Source organism: Devosia oryziradicis (assembly GCF_016698645.1).
GTDB classification, from domain to species: domain Bacteria; phylum Pseudomonadota; class Alphaproteobacteria; order Rhizobiales; family Devosiaceae; genus Devosia; species Devosia oryziradicis.
The window spans coordinates 2,529,263-2,555,580 of sequence record NZ_CP068047.1 but is presented as its reverse complement, the minus strand read 5'-3'; the positions used below and the strand labels follow the sequence as shown (position 1 = coordinate 2,555,580).

The window sequence follows — 26,318 nt, the reverse complement described above, 5'->3', positions numbered from 1 at the left end:
GACGTCGCCGCCGGCCCTGCCGCCGCTTTGAAGGAATAGGACTATGCTCGGCTTGGGCTGGACAGAGATGCTGGTGATCGGCGTCGTGGCGCTGATTGTCATCGGCCCCAAGGATTTGCCCGTCGTCATGAATCGCGTCGGCAAGATAGTGGGCCAGATCCGCCGCATGGGCAGCGAGTTCCAGCGCGAGATCAACAAGACCACCGGTCTGGACGAGGTGCGTAACCTCCGCAACTCCATTGCCGATCCGCTGCGGAAGTCCACCGAGGAAATCCGTAGGGAGTTCAACGCGATGACGCCGACCGGGCCTAAACCCAGCGGCATCATAAAGCCGGCAGACCCCAAGACCGAAAGCGTGGTCGACGAGATCAAGGCGGCCGCCGGTATGGCACCCGCCAAGACGGCGGATCAGATCGCAGCCGAAGCAGGCTTCAAGCCCGCCGGCCCCGCGCCGGTTGCTTCCAAGGCCGCCATCCCCGCGCCGGCCAAGAAGCCCGCTGCCAGGAAGGCCCCGGTCAAGGCTGCCGCCGCGCCGACGCGCCCGGTGGTGACGACCGATCTGGCCCCGATCGAGGCCGTGCCCGACCCAGCCGAGTCCAAGCCCGTTGCCAAGCCGGCGCGGAAGCCCCGCACGGCAAAGGTCGTCGAGCCCGCCGTGGTGCCGGCACTGCCGACGGAGCCCGCGGATTCGCCGGCCACCAAGACCCCGCGGGCGCGTGCGCCGCGCAAGACCACAGCCGCGAAAGCCGGAAGCAAGTAGACCATGGCCGACGCCAAGCAGATCGAAGACAACAGCAAGCCGGCCGAAGACGAGCTGGCCGGCAGCGAAGCGCCGCTCCTCGAGCATCTGGTCGAGCTGCGCAAGCGGCTGATCTACTCGGCCGTCACCATCGTCGCGCTGATGGCTTTCTGCTTCATTTTCGCCAGCACGATCTATGAGTGGCTGCTGATCCCCTACAAGAATGCGGTTCCGGGTGCGAACCTGATCTTTACCGCGCCGCAGGAACTGTTCTTCACCTACCTGAATGTGGCGCTGTTCGGGGCCATCTTCCTCGGCTTCCCGATGGTGGCCAGCCAGATCTACATGTTCGTGGCCCCAGGTCTCTACAAGCATGAGCGCCGGGCGTTCCTGCCCTATCTGGTGGCAACACCGATCTTCTTCGTGGCGGGTGCGGCGCTGGTCTATTTCGTCGTGCTGCCCATGGCGCTGCATTTTTTCGCCGGCATGCAGACCGAGGATATCGAGATGCTCACCAGCGTCAGCGAATATCTCGGCCTCGCCATGCTGCTGATCCTGGCCTTCGGCGCCTGCTTCCAGCTGCCGGTCGTCCTGACGCTGTTGGCCCAGATCGACCTGATCCACGTAGAGGCTCTCAAGAAAGGCCGTCGCTATGCCATCGTCGGCATCCTGATCTTCGCAGCCTTCATTACGCCGCCCGACCCGATCTCCCAGATCGGCCTTGCCGTGCCCATGTACCTGCTCTACGAACTCTCGATCATCTCGGTTCGGATGGTCGAGAAGCGCCGCGCCGCCGCCCTGGCGGCGCAGGAAGCGGAACTCTCCGGCTCCTCATCCGAGTAAGCCTCTCCCGTCCGGGCGAGGCAATGGCGGCAGCATGGCTGCCCGCTCTTGGTTCGGCAGGCTGACCATGAGTGCGACGACCCGGCCTGCACCAACCAGAGAGGCGGGCAGGGACCCGTAGCAACCGATGTTCGATATCAAGTGGATCAGAGCCAACGCCGAAGCCTTCGACGCCGCCGTTTCGCGGCGCAAGGGGATCTCGGTCCGCTCCTCCGATCTGCTTGCCATCGATGACCGGCGTCGCGACATCATTGTTCGCCTCAACGAGGCGCAGGAGAAGCGCAATGCGCTGTCCAAGCAGATCGGCCAGGCCAAGGCCCAGAAGGACGAGGTCAAGGCCGCCGAGCTGATGGCCGAAGTCGCGCGCCTCAAGGATTTCATCCCGCAGGGCGAGGCGGACGAACGCGCCATCGAGCTTGAACTGCGCAATGCCCTGTCGGTGATCCCCAACCTGGTGTTCGAGGATGTACCTGACGGCAGCGACGAAACCGGCAATGTCGAGTATTTCGGCCGCAACGGCTCGCCTGAGACGGCCGCCAAGGTCCGCGCCCCGCGGCCGGCGTTTTCGTTCGCCCCCAAGGAGCACTATGAGATCGGCGTCGCGGCGCGCGGCGACATGGATTTCGAAGTCGCCGCCAAACTCTCCGGCAGCCGCTTTGTCGTGCTCAAGGGGCAGGTGGCCCGGCTGGAACGCGCGATTGGCCAATTCATGCTGGACCTGCACACTACGGAGCACGGTTACACCGAAGTCCAGCCACCGCTGCTGGTCAGGGACGATGCCCTCTTCGGCACCAATCAGCTGCCCAAGTTCGAGGAGGACCTTTTCTTCACGCCGCATGGCGATAGCCGGTTGGCGCTGATCCCGACTGCGGAAGTGCCGCTGACCAACTTCGTCCGCGAATCCATCGTGGCCGAGGAGGAACTTCCGTTGCGCCTGACCGCGCTGACCCCGTGCTTCCGCTCCGAAGCCGGCTCGGCGGGCCGCGATACCCGCGGCATGCTGCGCCAGCATCAGTTCAACAAGGTCGAACTGGTGTCCATCACCACGCCCGAGACTTCGGTGGATGAGCACGAGCGCATGCTGGCCTGTGCCGAGACGGTGCTGCAACGCCTGGGTCTCCACTACCGCGTCATGAATCTGTGCACCGGCGATATCGGCTTCGGCGCCAAGAAGACCTATGACCTCGAAGTCTGGCTGCCCGGCCAGGACACCTATCGGGAAATCTCCTCGGTCTCGGTCTGCGGCGACTTCCAGGCCCGTCGCATGGATGCGCGTTATCGCCCGTCCGGCGAAAAGCAGGCGCCGCGCTTCGTCCATACGCTGAACGGCTCCGGCACGGCCGTTGGGCGCTGCCTGATCGCCGTGATGGAGAACTACCAGCAGGAGGACGGTTCCGTCCTCGTGCCGGAGGTGCTCCAGCCCTATATGGGCGGCCTCAAGTCCATCGGCGGCCGCTGATGAGCCTGCGCATCCTCATCACCAATGATGATGGTGTGGATGCGCCCGGCATCGCCATCATGGCCGATATTGCGCGGGCCCTGACTGAAGACGTCTGGATCGTCGCGCCCGATGGCAACCAGTCTGGGGCAGGGCACCGCTTCACACTTGGCCGTGAACTGGAAATCGACAGGCGCACCGATCGCACCTTTGCCGTGATCGGTGGTTCGCCCGCCGACTGCGTGGTCGCGGGCATGACCCACCTTCTGGGTGACCGGCCCGCCGACGTGGTCCTCTCCGGCGTCAATGCCGGCCAGAACCTGGGCGACATCATCAACGCCTCAGGAACGGCAGCCGGCGCCAGGGAGGGGGCCCTGCAGGGCGCTATCGGCATCGCCATGAGCCAAGGCGTCAACTACGAGTTCGGCCGGGAGGTGGACTGGTCCAACGCCATCCGTCACGGCGTGGCCGCAGCGCGCGCGGTGATCGGAGTTGCGCAGCGCGGCGCCTACTACAACGTCAATTTTCCGTTCTGCCATCCAGACGAGACCAAGGGTATTTCGGTGGTACCGCACCAGCGCTTCTCGCGCTCTCCCTTCCGGTATTACCCCAGCGACAACGCCGGCAAGTTCTTCATCGCAATTCCCGAAACGCCAATGCCACTGGATCGCGATGCTGATTTCGAAGTGCTGCGCCGCGACGGCTATGTCACGGTGACGCCGATGCTCCTCCAGCAGACCGATTTGGCCGCGGTGGAACGCTTGCGCGGGACGCTCTCGCTCTAGTGCGATCGTCCCGCCGATCTTAACCTTACTCAATCCAGAATCCCGCCCTCACGATTTTGCTCAAATCGCATCGGTTTTAAACTCGTCTTTACCTTACCCGCTTAGTTTCAAACTCGTGTTGAGTACCTGCGTACGAGTAAGCTGATGAGTATCCGCGTATCCCGTCGGGCGCCCAAAGGTGCCATGGCAATGGCTGGTCTGGTGACCGCCGCCGTCGCACTGTCAGGCTGTTCCAGTCTCGGTAGCCGGACCTTCGGCGACCCTACGACCACCAGTTCCCTGCCACAAAGCTCGCCCGCCAGCTATAGCCAGCCCATGCCGGCGAGCCTGGGTGCACCCCAGAACATGACAGCCGAGAGCCAGTTCTTACCGCCCGCCAATGTGGGCGGTGGCTGGAACACCCCCGCGACCGCTGCCACTCAACCTGCCTGGAACCAGCCGTCCCAGCCGGCCTGGAACCAGCCGATGGCAACGGCCAGCGCTATGCCGTCCGTCCAGTCCCAAGACCTTCCTGTACTGAGTAACTCGTCTCCTCAGGGATCCCTCCCCGCCATGCAAGCACAGCCCGCTCTCGCCTCGGCCGCCCCGATGCCCTCTCCCGCTGCCCTCGGCAGCCTGCCGACCAACAATTCGGTGCCCGCGCTTGCCGCGGTCGCCCCTGCCGCGCCAACCCTGCCGGGCGCGGCTCCGGCAAATGCCTTTACCCACACCATCGCCAGCGGGGAGTCGCTCTATACGATCGCCCGTCGCTATGAGGTGACCACGCAGGCCATCGTCCAGGCCAACAACCTTTCGTCGCCCGACAAGATCGTGGTTGGGCAGAAGGTGATCATCCCCGGTCGTGCCGATCTTCTGGCCACCAAGGCTCCGACCACTCAGGTGGCGAGCGCCACGCCGATGGCTGCGCCGGCACCGGCCCAGCAGACCCTGCCGCAGGCCGCGCCCAACGCCCTCCAGGCAGCCGCGCCTGTCGTGGCCCCCGCTGCAACACCCGCGCCGGCCGCAACCCCGGCGGCTGCCCCGGTTCAGGCCGCACCGACCCAGGTTGCCACCGCACCCGCCGCCGAGCCTGCAATGTCCGGCAGCGACAAGTTCCGTTGGCCGGTCAGCGGCCGCGTCATGGTCGACTTCGCCTCGTCCAAGGGCACCGGCATCAATATCGAGGTGCCGGAAGGCTCTGCGGTCAAGGCTGCAGAGAACGGCACCGTGATCTATGTCGGCTCCGGCGTTGAAGGCTACGGCAACCTCATTCTGATCCGCCACCCCAACGGCTACGTCTCGGCCTATGCCCACCTGCAGTCGATGAACGTCGCCAAGGGCGCTGTCGTCGGTCGCGGCGACACCATCGGCGCCGCCGGCATGACCGGCTCGGTGACTAAGCCACAGCTGCATTTCGAACTGCGCAAGGGCGCGACGCCGGTCGATCCGGTCCCGCTCCTGGCCGGTTGATACACAGGCAAACTAGGCGAAGGCCCCCGCGCAAGCGGGGGTTTTTGTTTGTGGACTAGATTGCCTTGCCGAGTTCGCCCGCCAGCGTGCGCACCAGTTGGATCGCGACGCGGCCGGAGCGCGCGCCGCGTGTTGCCGACCACTCGATGGCCCTGGCCTTCAGCGTCTCGTCGTCTATGCTGAGACCGTAGTGATCCGCATAGGCACGGACCATGGTCAGGAAGGTGGGTTGGTCGCAGTTGTGAAAGCCCAGCCACAACCCGAACCGATCTGACAGCGACACCTTCTCCTCCACCGCCTCGCCGGGGTTGATCGCCGTCGAGCGCTCGTTCTCGATCATGTCGCGCGGCATCAGGTGCCGGCGGTTGGACGTTGCATAGAACAGCACGTTTTCCGGTCTCCCCTCGAGCCCGCCATCGAGGATGGTCTTGAGCGACTTGTAGCTGGTCTCGCCGTTGTCGAAGCTGAGGTCATCGCAGAAGACGATGAAGCGGGCCGTCTCGCCGCCGATGCGCCGCATCAGGGCAGGGAGGGTCTCGAGGTCCTCCCGGGCAATCTCGATCAGCACCAGCCGCTGGAACCCCTCCGCCCGGCGCTCGGCAATGTCGCCGTGGATGGCCTTGACCAGCGAGGACTTGCCCATCCCCCGCGCGCCCCAGAGCAGCGCGTTGTTGGCGCCATGTCCGCGGGCAAACTGCTCGGTATTCCGCAACAGTATGTCCTGCACGGAATCGATACCCTTGAGCATGGCCAGGGGCACCTTGGCCACCTTGGACACCGCGATCAAAACCGCGGCATCGCCGTCCCAATGATAGGCATCGGCATCGCCGAGCACCGGAATCGATGCATTCGAAGCTGGTGCCAAAGCCCTGAGCGAATTGGAAATTTCCGCAAGGGTGGCAGCGATCTGTGCGAGGTGATCTTTGGTGCTCAAGACTGGGATTCCTATGGTCGGCGCGGCAATTTGCGGCCCTCTGAATGGCTTTGCAATCACAGGGGGGCAAATGTATAGTCCGCGCGATTTTGACCGGGGTGCAAGTGCAACCAACCCCATATGCGTCCACTAGCGTCGCACCGTTGATGCTGGAACCTGGCGCCGCCCCTCCACAAGCCAAGAAGAACGATTAGGAGCCCCGCCTCATGTTTGTAACGCCCGCCTACGCCCAGGCAGCCGGTGCCGCCCCCGCCGGTGGCATGAACGACATCCTCATCCAGATGTTCCCCATCCTGCTCCTGGTGGTGATCTTCTGGTTCCTGATCTTCCGCCCGCAGCAGAAGCGCCTCAAGGCGCAGCAGGCCATGCTGGCCGCCATCAAGCGCGGCGACACGGTCGTCACCACCGGCGGTATCGTGGGCAAGGTGACCAAGGCTGTCGACGGCGAGGATCTCGAGGTCGAGATCGCTTCCGGCGTCAAGGTGAAGCTGGTGCGCGGCATGGTCGCCGATGTTCGCTCCAAGGGCGAGCCGGTCAACGACAACAAACCAGCCTAAGGGCATAGCCCGACCGATGCCGGAGCCCAAGGGCTCCGGTTTTCTGCTTTCAGGACGACTTTCATGCAGTCTTCGCCGATCCGTACCGCCATCATCGCCCTCGTGGCCATCCTGGGCATCCTGTTCACGATCCCCAGTTTCCTGCCGCAGAATGTGCGCGACAACTGGCCGGGCTTCCTGCCCAGGCAGACGGTGGTTCTCGGTCTCGACCTGCAGGGCGGCTCGCATCTGCTGCTGCAGGTCAACGAAAGCGGCATCGTTACCGAGCGCCTGCAGTCGTTGCGCCGCGATGTGCGCAATACGCTGGCCAACGAAAACGGCATCGGCAACCTGATCACCACCGACGAAGCGACCAAGACGCTGACGGTCGAACTGACCGATCCTACCCAGAAGGAAGCAGCGCGCACGGCCATTGCGGGCCTGCAGAACACCATCAGCAATTCGCTGCTCGCCGTGGGCGGCGTGAACGAGCTGGCTTTCGGCGAGACGGCCGACGGCAAGCTGACCGTCACGCTGACGCCGGAAGGTGTCGAGCAGCGCATGTCGGCACTGGTGGCGCAGTCGATCGAAGTGATCCGCAAGCGCGTCGACGAACTGGGCACGACCGAACCGTCGATCCAGCGGCAGGGCACCAACCGCGTGCTGGTGCAGGTGCCTGGCTTTGGCGACAGCCAGCGACTGAAGGACATCATCTCGCGGACAGCGCGCCTGACCTTCCACATGGTCTATCCCGGCATGACCGCCGCACAGGCACAGGCCCAGGGCCTGCCGGCAGGCACCATGATCCTGCCCAGCCAGGATGGCGGCTCCGAGCTGCTTTATGAAGACATCGCCCTGGGCGGCGAGTCGCTGGTGGACGCACAGCCGAGCTATGACCAGCAGCGCGCCATGCCCGTGGTCAGCTTCAAGTTCGATACGCGCGGCGCCATCACCTTCGGCCAGATCACCGGCGCCAATGTGGGCAAGCGCTTCGCCATCGTGCTCGACGACCAGGTCATCACGGCACCCGTTATTCAGCAGCCGATCACCGGCGGCTCGGGCCAGATCAGCGGCAATTTCACCACTTCGTCGGCCAACGACCTCGCGGTGCTGCTGCGTGCCGGCGCCCTGCCGGCTTCGCTCGATGTGGTCGAGGAGCGCACGGTTGATGCCAGCCTGGGTGCGGACTCTATCCGCAATGGCCTCACCGCCGGCGTGATTGCCGCCGTGCTGGTGGTCGCCTTCATGGTGGCTGCCTATGGCCTGTGGGGTGTGTTCGCCAACGTCTCGCTGGTGCTCAACATCATCCTGATTTTCGGCGCCCTTTCCATGCTGGGGGCCACGCTGACGCTGCCGGGCATCGCAGGTATCGTGCTGACCATCGGCATGGCGGTGGATGCCAACGTGCTGATCTATGAGCGCATGCGCGAAGAACAGCGCGCCGGCAAATCGGCGATCCAGTCGATCCAGGCGGGCTTCGAGCGCGCCTGGGGCACGATCGTCGACTCCCACCTGACCCAGCTCATTGCCGCCATCGTGCTCTATTTCCTGGGCTCGGGCCCGGTGCAGGGCTTCGCGGTGACCCTGGCACTCGGCATCCTGACCTCGCTCTTCACGTCCTATACCGTCACCTCCTACCAGGTGCATGCCTGGTTCCGCCGGGTGCGGCCCAAGACGCTCAAGATCCAGCATTTCCGCTTCATCCCGGACGGCACCAAGATCCCGTTCATGAAGATCAGCCGCTACGTGATCGCCTTCTCGATCGTGGCGAGCCTGCTCTCCGTCGGGTCGGCCTATTTCAAGGGCTTCAATCTCGGCATCGACTTCGTCGGCGGCACCGCCATCGTCATCCAGCATGAAGGTGGCCCGGCCGATGTCGGCCAGGTGCGTGAACTCCTCGACGGGCTCGACCTGGGCGAAGTGCAGGTGCAGGGTTTCGGCACGCCCGAGGATGTGCTCGTGCGTGTGCAGGCGCAGGAGGGCGGCCAGGACGCCGACCAGGTCGCCGTCACCAAGGTCCGCGACGCGCTCGCCACCGAGAACTACACGATCCGCAGCACCGAAGCTGTCAGCGGTACCGTCTCGGGTGAACTGGCGTGGAAAGGCACCATTGCCGTCATCGTCGCGCTCGGCGCGATCCTGATCTACATCTGGTTCCGCTTCGAGTGGCAGTTCGCGCTGGCCGCCGTGGTCACCACGTCGCACGATATCATCATGACGATCGGCCTGTTCTCGATAACGGGGCTCGAGTTCAACCTGACATCCATTGCGGCGGTGCTCACATTGGTTGGTCTCAGTTTGAACGAGACCGTGGTGGTGTCCGACCGTGTGCGTGAGAATTTGCGCAAGCATCGCAAGATGCCGCTGCCCGAGCTGATTGACCTCTCGATCAACCAGACCATCGTGCGCACCTCGCTGACCCAGTTCACGGTGTTCCTGGCGCTGATCCCGCTGGTGCTGTTCGGTGGCGAAGTCATCCGCAGCTTCACCATCGCCATGACCTTCGGCTGCCTTGTCGGCATGTATTCGTCGATCATCGTCAACGGCCCGATCCTGATCAACTTCGGCCTCAAGTCGAAGTCCGAGGAGGATGCCGCGGTGGCCAAGACGGCTGACGGGGCTTCGGTCTAGGCGGAGGGCGGCTTGACCGACACGCCACACTATCCGCGGCAGGTTGGCATCGACGCCTATGGCAACGGGGGCTTCCGCTTCGCGGGGGTCTCCCATCGTGGGTCGCTGCTCTGCCTGCCCAAGGGCATGTTTGCCTGGGACGTGACGACGTTTGCCGAGATCACGGCCGAAACGCTGGCGCCGGTCTTCGCGGTTGCCGACGACATCGACGTGCTGCTGATCGGGCTGGGCCCGGACATCGCGGCCATTCCGCGCGAGCTGCGCGACGCCCTGCGGGAGCGCAAGGTGATCGTCGAGGCGGTCAATACCGGCAGTGCCATCCGCACCTACAACGTGCTGCTGGCCGAGGAGCGGGCGGTCGCGGCCGCCCTCATCGCCGTCGACAAGGTGCGCTGAATGGCCGAGGCCAGTTTTGCCCATGCAGCCGAGGCCCTGCGCCAGGGCGATCGCGACCGTTACCTTTCGACGCTGGTCCTGACCGGAGCGCATCGTGATGCCGTGACGGCGCTCTACGCGTTCAACGCCGACGTGGCCTCCATCCGCGAACGGGTGTCCGATCCGGCGCCAGGCGAGATACGCCTGCAGTGGTGGAGCGATGCGCTCGAGGGCGAGGGGCACGGCGCGGTACGCCAGAATCCGGTGGCCGACGCGCTGCTCGATACGATCGAGCGCTACAACATTCCGGCGGGGACGCTGCTGCGCCTGATCGGCGCCCGGCGCTTCGATCTCTATGACGATCCGATGCCCGATCTTGAGAGCTTCGAGGGCTATGCGGGCGAGACCGTTTCGACGCTCTATCAGCTCGCAGCGATGATCCTCAACGATGGCGAGACCGTCGAAACCGGCGATGCCGCGGGGCATCTGGGCGTGGCCCATGCGATGATCGGGCATCTGCGGTCATTTGGCTATGTCTCCTCCCAGGGCCGCATCGTACTGCCCTGGTCGATTATGGCGGCCAATGGGGTGACCGAGGATGAGATTTTTTCGGGCAGGGCCAGTGAAGCCTTGGTGGAGGCGCTGGGCCAGATCAGCGATCTTGCGACCGAGCATCTAGGCAAGGCCAATTCAGCCATCGCCGCGCTGCCGTCGCGGCTCAGGCCGGCCTTCGCACCGATCACCGTGCTCGATGCGCAATTGAAGCTCTATCTCAAGCGCTCGGCTGGGCCCTTCGCCGTCGCGCCTGACGAGCCGGACTGGGGCAAGATTGCGCGGCTGGCCTGGTGGAGCTGGCGCAACCGCTAGAGCCGGTCCTTGCCGAAGGCGACGAATTCGCCGGAAAGCCGGCCCGCGACCTTGCCCTCGTACTCGAGTTCAGCCCCGACGGTGATGCGGGCAACGCCTCGGCGCGTCAGCAGCTTAAGGAAGCCGTCCCATCCGGCGTCGGTCCCCAGCGTCGCCGTTGCCGTGAAGTCGCCTGAGATCGGCGCCAGGTATTCCATGCTGTTGCGCTGGATCACCACGCGGCTCGGCTGGCCCGCGGCGGTCAATCGCAGATGCAGCAGCGACCAGGCGGAAAGGATCGCCACTGCCGAGGCGCTACCGCCGAACACCGTGTCGCGGTGATTGATATTGGGCCCGAGCGGGGCGCCGAGGATAAGTTTGTCGTCCGATATCGAAGCCACCCGAACCGCCATGGCCCGCGACAGCGGGATATGGTCATGCAGGTAGGTTTCGAGCTCGGCTTCGGTCATGCCCAGGCCTTGAGATCCTCGAGCGCCCGCGAGGTAATGGCGCGACGCTTGGCAATGGTCTTGTCATTGCCGCGCCAGCGACCGACGCCCTCAGGCTTGACGATTTCCACTTCGGGGAACAAGCCGAAATTCACGTTCATCGGCTGGAAGCTACGCGCGCCACTATAGCTCTCCGCTTCGATATGGCCGCCGGTAATGTGGGCGACGAGTGCGCCCAGCGCCGTGGTGATCGGCGGCGTCGCCATCGTCTCGCCCCGCGCCTCAGCCGCGGCGAGGCGGCCGGTGATGAGGCCGACGGCGGCGCTTTCGACATAGCCCTCGACGCCGGTCACCTGGCCGGCGAAGCGGATGCGTGGATCGTTCTTGAGCTTGAGGTTCGGACCCAGCACTTTGGGCGAGTTGATGAAGGTATTGCGGTGCAGCCCGCCAAGGCGCGCGAACTGCGCGTTTTCGAGACCCGGGATCATGCGGAAGATTTCGGCCTGGATGCCGTAGCGCATCTTGGTCTGGAAGCCGACCATGTTCCAAAGCGTGCCCAGCGCATTGTCCTGCCGCAGTTGCACGATGGCATAGGGCTTGACGGTGGGGTTGCGCGGGTTGGTGAGGCCCACTGGCTTCATCGGCCCGTGGCGCAGCGTTTCGACGCCGCGCTCGGCCATCACTTCGATAGGCAGGCAGCCGTCGAAATAGGGGACCTTTTCCCAATCCTTGAATTCGTGCAGCGGCGCGGTCTTCAGCGCCTCGACGAAGGCAAAATACTGGTCCTTGTCCATCGGGCAGTTGAGATAGTCGGCGCCGGTGCCGCCCGGACCGGCCTTGTCGTAGCGCGACTGGGCCCAGACCACGTCCATGTTGATGCTGTCGTAATGGACGATCGGCGCGATGGCGTCGAAGAAGGCCAGCGCATCCTCGCCTGTCGTCGCCAGGATGGCCTCGGCGAGGGCAGGGGAAGTCAGCGGGCCGCTGGCAATGATCACATTGCTCCACTCAGCCGGCGGCCAGCCAGCGACCTCCTCGCGGATCACCGTGATATTGGGGTGGTTATGCACCGCCCGCGTCACCTCATCGGAAAAGCCGTGCCGGTCCACGGCCAGCGCACCACCGGCGGGCAGCTTGTGCTGGTCGGCGGCACGCATGATCAGCGAGCCGCAGCGGCGCATTTCCTCATGCAGCAGACCGACTGCGTTCTGTTCGTGATCGTCGGAGCGGAAGCTGTTGGAGCAGACCAGTTCGGCAAAGCTGTCGGTGCTGTGGGCGTCGGTTGCCTTTACGCCGCGCATCTCATGGACGATGACGCTCGCGCCGGCTTCGGCTGCCTGCCAGGCGGCTTCGGACCCGGCGAGACCGCCGCCAATGATGTGAATGGGTTGTGGATTGGACATGACGGGCAGATAGCAAGCCCGCCATGTCGAGGCAATGGCTGGTTTAGGCGGCGCGCTTGACGTGCAGGCCTTCGAGAATTTCTTCGGCGATCTTGTTGCAGAAGGCGGGCAGGTCGTCGGGCTTGCGGCTGGTGACCAGACCCTGGTCGGAGACGACCTCGCTGTCCTCCCACAGGCCGCCGGCATTGACGACGTCAGTCTTGATCGAATGGTACGAGGTGACCTTCCGGCCCTTGACGATACCGGTCTCCACCAGCAGCCACGGCGCGTGGCACACCGCTGCAACCACCTTTTTCTGTGCCCAGAACGCCTTGATGAGATCGAGCACCTTGGTTTCGACGCGCAGCAGATCGGGATTGATCTGACCGCCCGGCAGGACGATGGCATCGTAATCACTGGCCGAGACGGCATCGACGGTCTTGTCGACGCTGACTGCGCGGCCCCAATCCTTCTTGTCCCAGCCCTTGATCTCGCCCGCTTGCAGCGACACGACGTGCACGGTTGCGCCGGCATCGCGCAAAGTCTTCAGAGGGACTTCAAGTTCGGACTGCTCGAAGCCGTTGGTGGCGACGATGGCGATCGATTTTCCGGACAGGTTTTGCATGGCTGAACTCCGATAGTGTGTATCGGGTCAACGGCAGAGGTGTCGCGCAGTTCCGACGATGGCGCCTGCCATGAAGCTGTGCGAGCACTGACGCTTTGCGCCAGACAGCAAAACAGCCGCATCTCAGAGAGAGGCGGCTGTTCGATTTGCTTGTTCTGAAAGTTCAGTCGGGCAAATATTAGAGGCCGGCAGCATGGTCGCGAGCAATCCGATTGATGTCGGTGCGCGAGATGCCCAGATCGTTGAGCTGGCGATTGTCGAGAGCGGCGAGCTCACGAACGGTCTGCTGGTAGGCGGCCCACTTCTTGAAAGTCTTGCGGATGTCCATTTGAAGTCTCCTTTCGTTTACGAGGACATATTTAGGGCAGCGCCTCGCAAATGAGCAGTGGGTCATTGGTCAAACGAGGCATGCAGTTCTCGCAGGGCTTTAACCAGGGCTGTTCATCTTGGGTTAAGGCTTCGGGCAAAGCAAAGGCCACCGGATGGTTATCCGGTGGCCTTGCAGCAAGGGCGATGGTCAGGACGCTCAGCGGTCGAACAGCGACCGCGTCATCTTGGAGAAGTCGGGGCCGGAAAGCCCCAGTAGGTAGGCATCACGCGTCGTGGGAACGTCCATTTCCCGCAACGTCTGCTTGATGTCGACCAGGCGCTTGATGCGCCAGACGGCACGGACAAACATCGGCGTGCTCCCTGTGGAATTTTGATGGCGACGCCAAGATGGGGTGATTTCCGCCCTCGCGCCATGCCGTAAACGTCAACTGCATTATGCGTGACGTGCATGGCATTTTCACGAACTTGTCGCAAAGGACGTGTGGAGGCCCCGCCTGGATCGCGGTTCTCGCCGGAGTGAGCAGCGGTGGCGAGGCTCTGGCCCCGAAATTGGTAGAAGGGAAGTGAGACCTTTGCCTCGCCACCAGGCCAGGATTTTCGCGGGTCCGGGTCAGGCACGCTGTGTCGCAAGCGTAGCTGCCGAATTCCCCCCGCCCAACGGAAGCGACCTTCCATCCCTGGCTGTCTCCACGGTCATCACTCGTCATGACCGGCTCTGCCGTGAAGATGGGGGAAGTATGCCGGAGGATTTAGAGGCGGGGATAAGTTCGTTGTCCGAGGATCGAGTCCGTGGCCCTACCCCCTCCTACCTCCCCCATCAGAGGGGGAGGTCTCGCTCCACTCGTGGGCAAACATCGGCCTCAACCACCGGCCGACACCTCCCCCTTGATGGGGAGGTTGGGAGGGGGTGTGCAACACGCACTGAACACGCGCAAAGCCGAAAGGATCAGTGGAGGCGATGTCAGGTCGCCCCTACCTACTCCGCGGCCCGCGTCGCGAAATGCGGCCGGCGGGCCATCACTTCCTTGAGGAACTGGCCGGTATAGGAGCGCTTGTTCTGCGCCACGTCTTCCGGCGTGCCCACGGCGACCACTTCGCCGCCGCCATCGCCGCCCTCGGGGCCCATGTCGATGACCCAGTCGGCAGTCTTGATGACTTCGAGGTTATGCTCGATGACGATGACGGTGTTGCCGCCTTCAACCAGCTCGTGCAGCACTTCGAGCAGCTTCGCCACATCGTGGAAGTGGAGGCCCGTCGTCGGTTCGTCGAGCATGTAGAGCGTGCGGCCGGTAGCGCGCTTGGAGAGCTCCTTGGAGAGCTTGACGCGCTGCGCCTCGCCGCCTGAGAGGGTGTTGGCCGGCTGGCCGACCTTCACATAGCCCAGGCCCACCCGCTGCAGGGTAGCGAACTTGTCGCGGATGACAGGGACGGCCGAGAAGAAGTCGACGCCTTCATCGATCGTCATGTCGAGCACGTCGGAGATCGACTTGCCCTTGAACTGCACTTCCAGCGTCTCGCGGTTGTAGCGCTTGCCCTTGCAGACGTCGCAGGTGACGTAGACGTCGGGCAGGAAGTGCATCTCGATCTTGAGGACGCCATCGCCCTCGCATTTCTCGCAACGGCCGCCCTTGACGTTGAAGCTGAACCGGCCCGGGCCATAGCCGCGGGTCTTGGCTTCGGGCAGGCCGGCAAACCATTCGCGCAAGGGCGTGAATGCGCCGGTATAGGTGGCAGGGTTGGAGCGCGGCGTGCGGCCGATCGGCGACTGGTCGATATCGATGACCTTGTCGAGGAATTCGAGCCCGGTCAGCGAGTCATGCGGGGCCGGGACCACGCGGGCACCATTCAGACGGCGGGCGATGGCCTGGTACATGGTATCGATCATCAGGGTGGACTTGCCGCCACCCGAGACGCCGGTAATGGCGACGAACAGGCCCAACGGCACGTCGACCGAGACGTTCTTGAGGTTGTTGCCGGTGGCGCCCTTGACGGAGAGCACCTTGCCCTTCTTGCCCTCACGGCGCTCGGCCGGCATGGCAATGCCCATGCGACCCGACAGGTACTTGCCGGTCAGCGAGTCAGGGTGATTGAGCACATCCTGCGGGCTGCCCTCGGCGACGATATGGCCGCCATGCACACCGGCACCGGGGCCGATATCGACCACGTAGTCGGCGGTCATGATGGCGTCTTCGTCATGCTCGACGACGATGACCGTGTTGCCGATGTCGCGCAGCCGCTGCAGCGTTTCGAGCAGGCGGGCATTATCGCGCTGATGGAGGCCGATGCTGGGCTCGTCCAGCACGTAGAGCACGCCGGTGAGACCCGAGCCGATCTGGCTGGCGAGGCGGATGCGCTGCGACTCGCCACCCGACAGCGTGCCCGAATTGCGCGCCATGGTGAGGTAGTCGAGACCGACGTCGATGAGGAAGTTCAGGCGTTCCCGGATTTCCTTGAGGATGCGCTCGCCGATCAGGGCCTGGTTGGGCGTGAACTTGGCGGGCAGCGCCTCGAACCATTCCTGCGCCGCACGGATCGACTTCTCAGTGACCTGGCCGACATGCAGGCCATCGATCTTTACGGCCAGCGATTCCGGCTTGAGACGATAGCCGCCGCAGGCAATGCAGGGCTTGGCCGACATGTATTTTTCGATCTCTTCGCGCATGCCGGCGCTCTCGGTTTCCTTGTAGCGGCGCTCAAGGTTGCCGATGACGCCCTCGAAGGGCTTGGTCGTCTTGTACTGGCGCAGGCCATCGTCATAGACGAAGTTGATCGGCGTCTTGCCCGTGCCATAGAGCACGGCATTCTGCACCTCTTCGGATAAGTCGAACCAGGCCGTGCCGGTCGAGGCGCCATGGTGCTTGAGCACCGCCTGCAGGGTCTGCAGATAATAGGGCGCCGACGTCTTGGACCAGGGCAGGATGGCACCATCGCGGATCGACAGCGACGTATCGGGCACGATCTGGTCGGGGTCGATCTTCTGCTCGGTGCCCAGGCCATCGCAGACCGGACAGGCGCCGAACGGATTGTTGAACGAGAACAGCCGCGGCTCGATCTCGGCAATGGTGAAGCCGGAGACCGGGCAGGCGAACTTTTCCGAGAAGGTGACCTGGCGCGGCGTGCTGTCCTCGTTCTTCTCGTCGGCAAACTCGACCAGGGCAATGCCCTCGGCCAGCTTCAGTGCCGTCTCGAAGCTTTCGGCGAGGCGCCCGGAAATGTCCGGCCCGACCACGACGCGGTCTACCACTACTTCGATATCGTGCTTGAACTTCTTGTCGAGCGCTGGGGCATCCTCGATCTCGTGATACTCGCCATCGATCTTGACGCGCTGGAAGCCCTTGCGCATCAGGTCGGCCAGTTCCTTCTTAAACTCGCCCTTGCGCCCGCGGGCGATCGGCGCCAGCAGGAAGAGCCGGGTGCCTTCGGGCATTTCCAGCACCTTGTCGACCATCTGGCTGACGGTCTGGCTCTCGATGGGCAGGCCCGTGGCCGGCGAATAGGGCACGCCGACGCGCGCGAAGAGCAGGCGAAGGTAATCGTAGATCTCGGTGACGGTGCCAACCGTAGAGCGCGGGTTACGCGACGTGGTCTTCTGCTCAATGGAGATGGCGGGGCTGAGGCCCTCGATATGCTCGACGTCGGGCTTCTGCATCATTTCGAGAAACTGGCGGGCATAGGCGGACAGGGACTCCACATAGCGGCGCTGGCCTTCGGCATAGATGGTATCGAAGGCTAGGGAGGACTTGCCCGAACCCGACAGGCCCGTCATGACGATGAGGCTGTCGCGCGGCAGCTTGAGATCGATGCCCTTGAGATTGTGTTCGCGGGCGCCGCGCACAATGATCTCACGGTTCTGGCTGGGCTTTGGCGTCATCATATCAGTCCATGGCTGGGGGCACGCAAAAGCGGCGCGGCGGCAAAGTCGGGTTGGAGTATCGGAGCAGGGGAGCCATTCAGATAGGCTTGGCTGGCCCGTCTCGCAAGCGGTCCATCCGCATGGCGGCCCGTCTGTGAGGTCACCTTAGCGTGTCCCGGACCACTTGCCAAAGCACCATTCGTCAACTGGAACATAAGCGGAACAATCCAGATTCGGTCAAGGGCCCGCATGCTGCGTCAGTCCATGCCATGCGGTGAACAACGCCACCACGACGAACAATGCGCCAGCGCCGCGCCCGATCCAGATGGTGACCTGGGGGTGGCCTACCAGGGCATCACGGCCCCGTCCGGCCGCCAGGGCCAGCGCACCATAGACAAGGAATTGCATCCCGACGGTCATCAGTCCCATGACCAATGCCTGCGACCAGATCTGACCGAATTCGGGTCGCATGAATTGCGGGAACACCGCCAGCACGAAGAGGTAGGCCTTGGGATTGAGCAGGCATGTGACCAGCCCCTGGCGGAAGGCGACCCAGTCGGAGCGCGTGGACGCGCCGCCGATATTGTCCACCGTGATGGAACTGCGCAGAAGGGTATAGCCGATCCACGCCATATAGGCCGCCCCGACCACGATCATCGCCTGGAAGATCATGCCAGGCAGCTGCGTCATCAGGCCGACTGCGACCGCGCCGAACAAGGTATGAACAGCGCCGCCCAGCATGATGCCTGCCACAGCGCTGAGCCCGGCGCGACGGCCGCGGGTTAGCGCGTTGGTCAAAACGAAGAACATGTCCATGCCCGGCACGACAATTATGCCAAAGAGCAGGATGAGATAAATCCAGAGAGCCTGGGCATAGTCCATCGGTATCGTCCCCCGCGCGAGGCGATGCTCTCGGCCACCCCTGCTGACAAACCGTGTCAGCAGCCCACGCATTTCCGGGGCTTGACGTAGAACATAACAAGAACATACACTGCTCGTGTCAGCTGGAGCCGTAGGCGTCTTAGGTGTTCAAAACATGCTGATCCAGCGCGCAACGAGCACCGGGACGCGCTAGGATGACGGCCATCTCGACAAGGCCAGACAGATGCGCCGCGCTGTGGGCGGGCAGGGGTCTTGCGCAATGTAAGTAAGCGTCCCGCGACCAAGCAGACCGGGACTGAATTGAAAGAAGGAATTCGCCATGGCAGGCAGCGTGAACAAGGTCATCCTGGTCGGCAATCTCGGCGCCGATCCCGAGGTGCGCAATCTCCCCAGCGGCGGCAAGGTGGTGAACCTCAGCGTCGCCACGTCGGAGAACTGGAAAGACAAGAATACCGGCGAGCGCCGCGAAAAAACCGAGTGGCATCGCGTGGTGATCTTCTCGGAAGGCCTGGCGCGCGTGGCGGAGAGCTACCTGCGCAAGGGCAGCAAGGTCTATCTCGAGGGCCAGCTGCAGACACGCAAGTGGCAGGACCAGTCGGGCCAGGACAAGTATTCCACCGAAGTGGTGCTCCAGGGCTTCAACTCGAACCTGACGCTGCTCGATGGTCGTGGCGACGGCGACAGTGCAGGCGGCGGCTATGGCAACAGCGATGGCGGCTTCCGCGGTGTCGACAATGGTGGCGGTTTCCGTGGCCCACGTGACAACGGTGGCGGCGGGCAGCGACCGCGGGCCAATGCGCCGGCCTTCGAGCCCGGCGGCATGGACGACGATATCCCGTTCTGAGCGCAAAGCTCGATGAAGTGATCCGGCGCGGCGAACCTGCGCCAGATCACAGAATCATACCCTAACGGCCCAAGAGCGAGGACGAGACGGCCACCACCGCCTGAGCTCAGGCGGCGAAGCTGCGGCTGGTGTCCCGACCGGCCGCCTTGGCGGCATAGAGCGCGGTATCGGCCTGGTGGAACAGTTCCTCGGCCGAGCCGCCGCCATATTGCGCCACGCCCACGGACGCACTGATGCGGAGCGTTCGACCTTGCGCCAGCGCCGGGCGGCGCATCGTGTCCACGATGCCCTGGGCCAGCGCTAGGCCATCCTGGCGGGGGAGATCGGCCTTGAGCAAAACGGCAAACTCATCGCCACCAATGCGGGCCACCAGCGCGGCGCCGATGCAGCATTCGACCAGGCGCCGTGCGGTCTCCCGCAGACAGTCGTCGCCAACGGCGTGGCCATGGGTATCGTTGATCTGCTTGAAGCCGTCGAGGTCCACCAGCAGCAAGGCGCCAAACTGGGCGCTGCCACTGTCCAGCTCTGCCAGGCGCGCCTGGAACTGGCTCCGGTTGGCGAGGCCCGTCATCACGTCGAACTCGGCCAGGTAGCGGGTGCGATCGGCCAGCAGCTTTTCCTCGGTAATGTCCTGCTTCATGCCGAAGACGCGATGGGCCACCCCGTCGCGGCTTTCCACCGCCCCCGTCAGGCGCATCCACCGGCGATTGCCCTTGACCGTGATGATCTCGAGGTCGAGCGCGAAATCGCTGCAATTGGCGATGGCATGGGCACGCGCCGCCTCCATGCGCTGGCGCGACAGCTCAGGGTAGCAGGCCAACGCCAGTTCGCGAGTCACCGGTGTGTTTCGCGGGATTTCGAACAGGTCGTAAACGCCATTGGTCCAGAGCAGGCTGTCGTCGCTGAGATTGCACTGCCAGATGCCGATGCGGGCCGTTGCAGACGCCCGGTCGAACAGGGTGCGTCGCTGCTCCTCGAGGGCGGTGAAATCAGCGATGGTCTTGTTCTGCGCTTCGATCACACGCCGCTGTCGCGCGATGGCAGCCATGGCCAGCGCTTCGCCGGCCACCGCGGCGATGGTGGTCGCCATCATCTGGCTGCGCGGCCGCGGATCGAACAGGCTCAGCAACTGGCTTGGATGGTCAGCCTCGCCGGGCATCACCATGCCGGCGTAGAAGCGCATCGGCGGCTGGTCCGTATCGGCGATGACCAAAGGCTGCGCCGCTGCCCGGGCGCGGGCCTCCAGCGCCGGCACAGGCGTCTGGTCACCAGCCACGGCAATGGCCGTCAGGCCATCGGCAGAAATGTTGCTCAGCCTCGCCCCGGCGACGCCAAGCAGATCGCACAGACGCTGCAGGCGCTGGCCCACTGCCAAATCCTTTGACGCTTCGGCAGCGGGGGTGGGGGCGTTGGCGACGGCTAGACTGCGCAAGAGGGCGCTCCTGAATGGTGCAGGAACGGTAGCGCCCACATGGTTAAGACTTCTTCAGTCTCAAGCCACTGAGATTAAAACAGATTGGGTCGACGGGCGGCTTAGCGCGAGAACGGGACCTCGGCGCGCAGGCTGTCGCCGCTCTCAACATACACCACCTCGAAGACGACCTGGATCGAGTCGCCCTGGAGACTGATCTGGGCGGTGATGTTGAGATCCTTGCCTTCTTCGTCCTTGTCGCGCTCGCGCAGGTTGAACACCAGACCGCCGCCGCGCTTCTGGCCAACGGCCACGCCGGTAAAGGTCGCGTTGGAGCTCATGGCGGCTTCAAAGCGGCGGTTCGCTTCGACATAGGCCATCGTGCCCGCGACCGAAAGCTGGGTGCCAGCGAGGCTGCAGCGACCGCTATAGTTGACCTTGTCCTGGTTCCCCTGGGTCAGCGACATGCGGCAGACCACGGTTTCGGTATTGGCGCCGATCAGCACGCCGCGACCACGCCAGTCCCCGATATAGGACTTCAAAAGGGCCACATCGGCCGGTGCCGCGAGCGCGGGCGCCGTACCGGCGGCGGCCAGCAAGCCTGCCAGGGCAACAGCACGCGACAGGGGTCCGAATTTGGTCATCTGCAATAAACCTCCACTGAAATCATGCCGCTGGCAGATTTTGTCATCATGCGCCCACGCAGATTCCATCTAACCCATATCAAGATCGGCATGATTGCCGTCCAGCTTCTCGACAAGTTGACCGCCTGGAAACCCCGGTTTGCGGGGGCAGTGCGGCAGAATCAACACAGGCATTATGTAAGCGGGCGCCGCTCGAGCCCGCAAGCGCCCGACCTAACCAGAATGGGGCTGTCCGCCCTCCGTGCCACCGTCGCCGGTGACTGTATCGCCGGTGGGATCGTCGGGGGTCGCGTCATGATCCGCCGTCCGTACCCTGATCTTGCCCAGGGGATGGAAGAACTTGCCCCCGGCCGCCAGCAGAGCCGGCAGGATAAACAGGTCGCCGATGACCGCGAAGGCGAGGGTCGAGACGAACAGCGTGCCGAACAAGGCCACCTGCGGCAGTTCCGAGAAGGTAACGATCACCACGCCCGAACACAGGATGATGGTGGTGGCGACGATGGCGCCACCAATGCGATCAAGCGTGTGCTTGACCGCTTCCAGATGTGGCCGTTTTTCCTCGCGGCGCGAATGCAGGTAGTGCGACAGGAAGTGCACGGTATCGTCCACCGCAATACCGAAGGCGATGGTTAGAGCAATGACCGTCGTCAGTTGCAGTCCCTGGCCGGTGAAATAGAGCCAGGCCTCGGTGCCCAGCACCGGGAACAGGTTGGGGATGGCCGAGGCCAGTGCCACCCGGAAGGACTGGAAGGCAAAGCCGATCAGCCCCAGGTTGACCAGCACCGAGAGCGTCAGATCGAGCTGCAGGCCCGATACGATCTGGTCGGTGGCAAAGGTGGTCAGGATGCGGAAGCCGCCGATCTCGGCGCCGTCAATGCCGGCCGCGCGCATTTCTGCCGTCACGTCCTCGACCAGCTGCTTGAGCGCTTCGGAATCGATGATTGTCGGCATGAAGCCGGTGACGAGCGCCTGGCTGCCGTCATCGGTCACGAAGCGCTTGCGCATGAACGGCCCGACCGCCTCGAACACCTCTTCGCGGGTGAAGCCGGTCTCGGTGTAGTTGGTCATACTGGCAGCAGAGATGACCTTGTTCTGGCCCAAGTGGCTTTCGAGGATCTCGTGCACCTTTCGAACGGTCTCGAAATCGCGCGGTGTCACGTTGGGATCATTGTCCTGCAGCGGCACGCGGACATAGAGCGGCGCCACTCCGCCCACGCCGCTGTCGATCTCTTCGGCCGCGGTGAGCGCGGTTGAATCCTTGGCGACGAAATCCTCGAACGAGAAATGCGGCCGGATCAAACCATAGGGGATGAGCAACAGCACGGTGACCACGATCGCCAGGATCGACAGTTGCCGCCCGAAGCGGCTGGCGATGAACCAGCTCAGGGGCAGGGGAGCCGTCAGCACCAGGCTGCTTCGCTTGGGCGCCTTGAAACCCAGGCGAACAGCCGCCTTGAGCATCAGCGGCAGGAAGGTCATCAGGCAGACGAAAAGAAGGAGCGTGCCGATGGCGCCGGCAATGGAAAATTCTCGGATGCCCTGGCCCGGAGTCAGCGCCAGCGAGGCGAAGCTCACAAAGGTCGTCAGCATGGTCAGCGCGGCAGCGGGACCGACCAGTTTGACCGTGGCATCGACCGCCTTGTTGGGCTCCATACCATCGCGCCAGTAAGCCAGCCAGTTGAAGACGAAGAACATCGACTCGGCAAAGCTGATCACCAGCACCAGCGTGGTGACGATGATGGTGAGGAACGAGAACGAGCCGAAAAAGAACAGCACGACGCCCATCGTCCACATGACGGCGAGGAATGGCGTGGCCGCCACCAGCAGCGCGCCGGGCAGCGAACGCAGCGCCAGCAGCGCAATGATGGCCCCAAGGCCAAAGCCCCAGACCGTGAACTTGACCTGATCGTCGACCGCCGCGTTGAGCATTTCCGAGGTCCAGATCGGCGGTCCGGTCAGCTCGATGGAGATATTTTCGTCCTGGTAGGGCGCGATGGTCTCGCGCAGCGAGGCGATCATCCGCTTGGTGCCGTCACCGCGAGTCAGTTCCTGGTTGGGGAACATGATGAGCACCACGCCGCTCAGATCGGGCGTGATCAGGTTGCGCATCATGGGGTCGTTCTGCTGCAGGTCGCTGAGTGCAACCGCGACCTCGCCGAAATCGTCCATGCCTTCAGGAACGGCCGGCACGGAGCCACCCAATCCATCCGGCTTGCGCAGCGTGAAGGGCGACATGGTGCCCACCGCAAACTCGTTGAGCTCGAGGTCGAAGGCCAGCTCGCGGACCCGCTCAAGCGTTTCCGGCTCGGTCAGCCGCGGCGAGTTGACCAGCACATAGACATCGTTCTCGAACGTGCCGAACGTTTCCGACAGATGCTCGTAGGCGTCGTAATACTGGCCGGAATGGGCGTAGACCCGCAACAGGTCGCCATCGACATTGGCCCGAGGCACCTGGGTGAAGCAGAGGATGGAAAAGGCGAGCACGGCAAGGGCGACGGCGCGCGGATATCGCAGCGTGGTCAGGCCGATATATTCGAGGCCAAAGCCGATGGATCGATCATACGCAAAGCGCGCCCACAGGCGGCTGAAGAAAGAACCTGACACCGAGACCCGACTCCGCGAATACGGCGACAAATTGGCGCAACTTCTACCGGTTTGTCACGAAGGCATCCGCGATTGCCCCAGCTTAGGGCGCCAATTGTTGCAATTATGCGCGTCAGTTGACCCCGGCTTCCACAATCGTGAGCGTCGCCGCGGAGCAATCGATGCGGGCCTGCACGCCATAGGGCAGGGTAAGCATGGGCTGGGTATGGCCGAAATCGAGCCCCGCCAGCACCGGCAGGTCAGTGCGACCCGCCTCCGCCAGAATCTGCAGGATCGCCGCCTCGATTGCAGCCTGATATCCGGGACCTTCGCCAGGATCGGCCCTGGCGATCAAGAGGCCCGCCAAACCTTCCAGAAGCCCCGTGGCGGCATAGTTGCGCAGACAATGGCGGATATAGGAGGCCGTCGGCGCCTCCTCGGACGTCTCCAGAAACAGAATCGCACCCGACCATGCGCTCTTGTCGGGCCACCATGCCGTACCCTTCGCCATCTCCAGCACCTCGACGCAGCCGCCGAGCAGATGGCCTGTCGCCATGCCCGATCCTTGCAGGATCCGCGGAGCGTCAGCGGGGTGAAGCTTCCGCCTTAGCGCCGAATTGCCTGGCAGGGACCAATCGGTGCGCTCAACCGTCCAGCCCTCGGTATTGTTTGGCACAAGGCCTGCCGGCTCGCCGGAGAACAGGGTGCGCAGCACGCTATCGGCCGTATAGGCGTGCATACCGCCATTCTCGGCAAAACCGGCCATGATGCTGGGACCATAGAAGGAGGTCACGCCCGCCGTGTAGCAGGCCAGGTGCAGGGCCGTGGTGTCGGAGAATCCGAGGAAAACCTTGGGATTGGCCGCGATGACGCCGAGATCGAGAAAGGGCAGCAGGCGGATGCAATCCTCGCCGCCGATCGTGGCAATGATGCCGGAAATGTCCGGATCCGCGAAGGCCGCCATCAGATCATCGGCCCGTGCCGGCGGGTTATGCGCGACCCAGTCGGGCGGGGCCAGCGTGTGAGGCATCTCCACGACCCTGACGCCGAAAGTCTGTTCCAGGGCGGCCTTGCCCGCCTGGTAGCGCTGGGGAAGGGCGCCCGGTCCACCCCACGACGGGGAAACAGTGGCGACTATGTCGCCGGCAACGAGGCGTTTGGGCTTGATCAGGTGGGGCATGGCGGAAACCGGCGGGGCGATCCGGAACCGATAGCATGCGTTGCCATGCACGCCTATGTGGTGCCCGGCCCTGGTAAGGGCCGGGCGGTCGTGTCAGGCGCCCAGGGCGGCGCGATTTTCAGCGAGGAAGTCGGCAAAGCTCGTCGGCTTGCGGCCGGAGAAGTGCTCGACGACATCCGTGACGGCGCCGTGATAGCCGATCACCGCATCGACCTGGAACGCCACCAACGCCTGGGCAAAGCCCTCCGGCAAGCCGGCAGCCACCATGCCGGCAGTCAGTTCCGGCGGGGTGATTGCGATGCTGGTGATGGTCTTGCCGGTCAGTTCGCTGTAGAGCGCGGCGCGCTCGGCATTGGTCACCGGGGCAGGGCCGGTGACGTCAAGCACGGTCTTCCCCTCGGCCGTCAGCAGGGCCCCTGCCGCGGTGCGCGCAGCGTCGGCCCGGCTGACATAGGCGGTGCCGCGATCGCCGATCAAGCCGAAGATCTGGCCCGAGGCCACCTCGTTGGCGGCGCTCATCAGGTTGTTTTCGGCATACATGTGATCGCGCAGGATAGTGAAGTCGATCCCGCTCTGGGCAATGGCGACCTCGGTCCAGAAATGTTCCGCTGCCAGCCCGGCATCGGCATTGGGCCGCGCGGCCGGCGCGGAGGTATAGACGATGTGCTTGACCCCGGCCGCCTTGGCGGCCGCGACCGCCGCGGTCTGCTGCGCCACGCGCTTGCCAATGCCATCGGTGCTGATGATCAGCACCCGATCGACCCCGGCAAAGCCGGAGGCGAGGCTCGCGGCGTCGTCGAAATCGACCTTGCGTACGGTGACGCCGCGGGCGGCGAGTTCTGCCAGCTTGTCCGGGTCGCGCGTGCCCGCGATGACCCTGGTGGCGCCGCGCGCCAGCAGTTCTTCGACCGCGATGCGACCGAACTGGCCTGCTGCGCCCGTAACCAGCAGGGTCTGATCCCCAAATTGTGCCATTTTAGCTCTCCTTGTTGCAACAAACTCGTCCTTGTGGCAGGTGCCTTGGGAGAGTAAGTATCGAATGGAGAGTGCTATCTAGTCGTCTTGGAAGGTCGGCGAAAGGAGGCACTTTCGCCGCAGAAAGTCACCCTGGAGTAACCGCCATGCGCACCCTGTCAGAAGAAGCCGAACTCTATATCGAGCGCTGGAACGCCAGCGTCGGCGACCTTTCCGGCGATTGTCCGGTGCGGGGCGTGCTCGACAAGATCAGCGACAAGTGGAGCATGCTGCTGGTGATGACCCTGGCCAGCGGACCGAAACGGTTCAATCAGATCCGCCGCGAAGTGCCAGACATCTCACAGAAGATGCTGACCCAGACGCTGCGTGACCTGCAACGCGACGGGATGGTGTCGCGCCAGGTCTTCGATACCAAGCCACCATCAGTCGAGTATCGCCTGACGCCGCTGGGCGCGTCGATCATCGTGCCTTTTGGCCATCTGATTGCCTGGGCCAGCGAAAACCATTCCCATATCGACGAGGCGCGGCTGGAATTCGACGGGCAGGCGGCAGCCTGATCGCAAACAAACATTTGCAAAGATTTG

At 63.9% G+C, this 26,318-nt stretch carries 24 protein-coding genes; 11 read left to right on the top strand and 13 right to left on the bottom strand.

Annotated features, from left to right (window positions below):
• Positions 1-43 precede the first annotated feature (43 nt).
• The 5 genes from tatB (at position 44) to JI749_RS12790 (ending at position 5,254) form a co-directional block, all read left to right on the top strand.
• A complete protein-coding gene (gene tatB / locus JI749_RS12810) occupies positions 44-760 on the top strand; it encodes a Sec-independent protein translocase protein TatB (protein WP_267911645.1) in 717 nt (238 codons plus the stop codon).
• Between the two features lie 3 nt (positions 761-763).
• Positions 764-1,582 (top strand): twin-arginine translocase subunit TatC, encoded by an 819-nt coding sequence (gene tatC, locus JI749_RS12805; RefSeq protein ID WP_201654488.1) that lies wholly within the window; start codon positions 764-766, stop codon positions 1,580-1,582.
• A gap of 127 nt (positions 1,583-1,709) precedes the next feature.
• Positions 1,710-3,041: a serine--tRNA ligase gene (serS, locus tag JI749_RS12800; protein ID WP_201654485.1), complete on the top strand. Its 1,332-nt coding sequence runs from the start codon at positions 1,710-1,712 to the stop codon at positions 3,039-3,041.
• The gene (surE, locus tag JI749_RS12795) at positions 3,041-3,805 is read left to right on the top strand and encodes a 5'/3'-nucleotidase SurE (protein ID WP_201654482.1); all 765 of its coding nucleotides are present in this window, start codon (positions 3,041-3,043) and stop codon (positions 3,803-3,805) included. Before serS ends, surE begins: the two co-directional genes overlap by 1 nt.
• A gap of 552 nt (positions 3,806-4,357) precedes the next feature.
• A complete protein-coding gene (locus tag JI749_RS12790; RefSeq protein ID WP_201654479.1) occupies positions 4,358-5,254 on the top strand; it encodes a M23 family metallopeptidase in 897 nt (298 codons plus the stop codon).
• 55 nt (positions 5,255-5,309) lie between these two features.
• Here JI749_RS12790 and JI749_RS12785 read toward each other — a convergent pair whose 3' ends face one another.
• Entirely contained in the window at positions 5,310-6,188 is an 879-nt protein-coding gene (locus tag JI749_RS12785; RefSeq protein WP_233280747.1) for an ATP-binding protein, read from the bottom strand.
• 206 nt (positions 6,189-6,394) lie between these two features.
• On the opposite strand from JI749_RS12785, the gene yajC reads away from it, so the two are divergent.
• The 4 genes from yajC (at position 6,395) to JI749_RS12765 (ending at position 10,597) form a co-directional block, all read left to right on the top strand.
• Positions 6,395-6,745 (top strand): preprotein translocase subunit YajC, encoded by a 351-nt coding sequence (gene yajC / locus JI749_RS12780; protein WP_201654474.1) that lies wholly within the window; start codon positions 6,395-6,397, stop codon positions 6,743-6,745.
• A 63-nt stretch (positions 6,746-6,808) separates the two neighbouring features.
• Entirely contained in the window at positions 6,809-9,355 is a 2,547-nt protein-coding gene (gene secD, locus JI749_RS12775) for a protein translocase subunit SecD (RefSeq protein ID WP_201654471.1), read from the top strand.
• A 12-nt stretch (positions 9,356-9,367) separates the two neighbouring features.
• A complete protein-coding gene (locus JI749_RS12770; RefSeq protein WP_201654468.1) occupies positions 9,368-9,751 on the top strand; it encodes an Mth938-like domain-containing protein in 384 nt (127 codons plus the stop codon).
• On the top strand, positions 9,752-10,597 hold the full coding sequence (locus tag JI749_RS12765) for a phytoene/squalene synthase family protein (RefSeq protein WP_201654465.1): 846 nt from the start codon (positions 9,752-9,754) through the stop codon (positions 10,595-10,597).
• Here JI749_RS12765 and JI749_RS12760 read toward each other — a convergent pair.
• The 7 genes from JI749_RS12760 to JI749_RS12730 form a co-directional block, all read right to left on the bottom strand.
• Positions 10,594-11,046 (bottom strand): thioesterase domain-containing protein, encoded by a 453-nt coding sequence (locus tag JI749_RS12760; protein ID WP_201654462.1) that lies wholly within the window; start codon positions 11,044-11,046, stop codon positions 10,594-10,596. The two genes, JI749_RS12765 and JI749_RS12760, sit on opposite strands and share 4 nt — an antisense overlap.
• Complete coding sequence (gene trmFO, locus JI749_RS12755) at positions 11,043-12,428, bottom strand: methylenetetrahydrofolate--tRNA-(uracil(54)-C(5))-methyltransferase (FADH(2)-oxidizing) TrmFO (protein ID WP_407644881.1); 1,386 nt, start codon at positions 12,426-12,428, stop codon at positions 11,043-11,045. The genes JI749_RS12760 and trmFO overlap by 4 nt, the downstream gene beginning before the upstream one ends.
• A gap of 43 nt (positions 12,429-12,471) precedes the next feature.
• Entirely contained in the window at positions 12,472-13,032 is a 561-nt protein-coding gene (locus JI749_RS12750; RefSeq protein WP_201654459.1) for a type 1 glutamine amidotransferase domain-containing protein, read from the bottom strand.
• Between the two features lie 178 nt (positions 13,033-13,210).
• Complete coding sequence (locus JI749_RS12745) at positions 13,211-13,360, bottom strand: DUF1127 domain-containing protein (protein WP_074797262.1); 150 nt, start codon at positions 13,358-13,360, stop codon at positions 13,211-13,213.
• A 198-nt stretch (positions 13,361-13,558) separates the two neighbouring features.
• The gene (locus JI749_RS12740) at positions 13,559-13,711 is read right to left on the bottom strand and encodes a hypothetical protein (RefSeq protein WP_201654456.1); all 153 of its coding nucleotides are present in this window, start codon (positions 13,709-13,711) and stop codon (positions 13,559-13,561) included.
• A 627-nt stretch (positions 13,712-14,338) separates the two neighbouring features.
• On the bottom strand, positions 14,339-17,233 hold the full coding sequence (uvrA, locus tag JI749_RS12735; RefSeq protein ID WP_201654453.1) for an excinuclease ABC subunit UvrA: 2,895 nt from the start codon (positions 17,231-17,233) through the stop codon (positions 14,339-14,341).
• 219 nt (positions 17,234-17,452) lie between these two features.
• Positions 17,453-18,097, bottom strand: a complete 645-nt coding sequence (locus JI749_RS12730) for a LysE family translocator (protein ID WP_201654450.1) — start codon at positions 18,095-18,097, stop codon at positions 17,453-17,455.
• Positions 18,098-18,416: 319 nt separating this feature from the next.
• On the opposite strand from JI749_RS12730, the gene ssb reads away from it, so the two are divergent.
• Positions 18,417-18,941, top strand: a complete 525-nt coding sequence (ssb, locus tag JI749_RS12725) for a single-stranded DNA-binding protein (RefSeq protein ID WP_201654446.1) — start codon at positions 18,417-18,419, stop codon at positions 18,939-18,941.
• A 106-nt stretch (positions 18,942-19,047) separates the two neighbouring features.
• Here ssb and JI749_RS12720 read toward each other — a convergent pair whose 3' ends face one another.
• The 5 genes from JI749_RS12720 to JI749_RS12700 form a co-directional block, all read right to left on the bottom strand.
• Complete coding sequence (locus JI749_RS12720; protein ID WP_201654443.1) at positions 19,048-20,373, bottom strand: sensor domain-containing diguanylate cyclase; 1,326 nt, start codon at positions 20,371-20,373, stop codon at positions 19,048-19,050.
• Positions 20,374-20,474: 101 nt separating this feature from the next.
• Entirely contained in the window at positions 20,475-20,996 is a 522-nt protein-coding gene (locus tag JI749_RS12715) for a hypothetical protein (protein ID WP_201654440.1), read from the bottom strand.
• 213 nt (positions 20,997-21,209) lie between these two features.
• Positions 21,210-23,600, bottom strand: coding sequence for an efflux RND transporter permease subunit (locus JI749_RS12710; protein WP_201654437.1), 2,391 nt, complete (start codon positions 23,598-23,600; stop codon positions 21,210-21,212).
• A 112-nt stretch (positions 23,601-23,712) separates the two neighbouring features.
• A complete protein-coding gene (locus JI749_RS12705) occupies positions 23,713-24,759 on the bottom strand; it encodes a S66 family peptidase (RefSeq protein ID WP_201654434.1) in 1,047 nt (348 codons plus the stop codon).
• 93 nt (positions 24,760-24,852) lie between these two features.
• Positions 24,853-25,734, bottom strand: coding sequence for an NmrA family NAD(P)-binding protein (locus JI749_RS12700; RefSeq protein ID WP_201654430.1), 882 nt, complete (start codon positions 25,732-25,734; stop codon positions 24,853-24,855).
• A gap of 146 nt (positions 25,735-25,880) precedes the next feature.
• Here JI749_RS12700 and JI749_RS12695 point away from each other — a divergent pair, with 146 nt between their 5' ends.
• Complete coding sequence (locus JI749_RS12695) at positions 25,881-26,291, top strand: winged helix-turn-helix transcriptional regulator (protein WP_201654427.1); 411 nt, start codon at positions 25,881-25,883, stop codon at positions 26,289-26,291.
• Positions 26,292-26,318 lie beyond the last annotated feature (27 nt).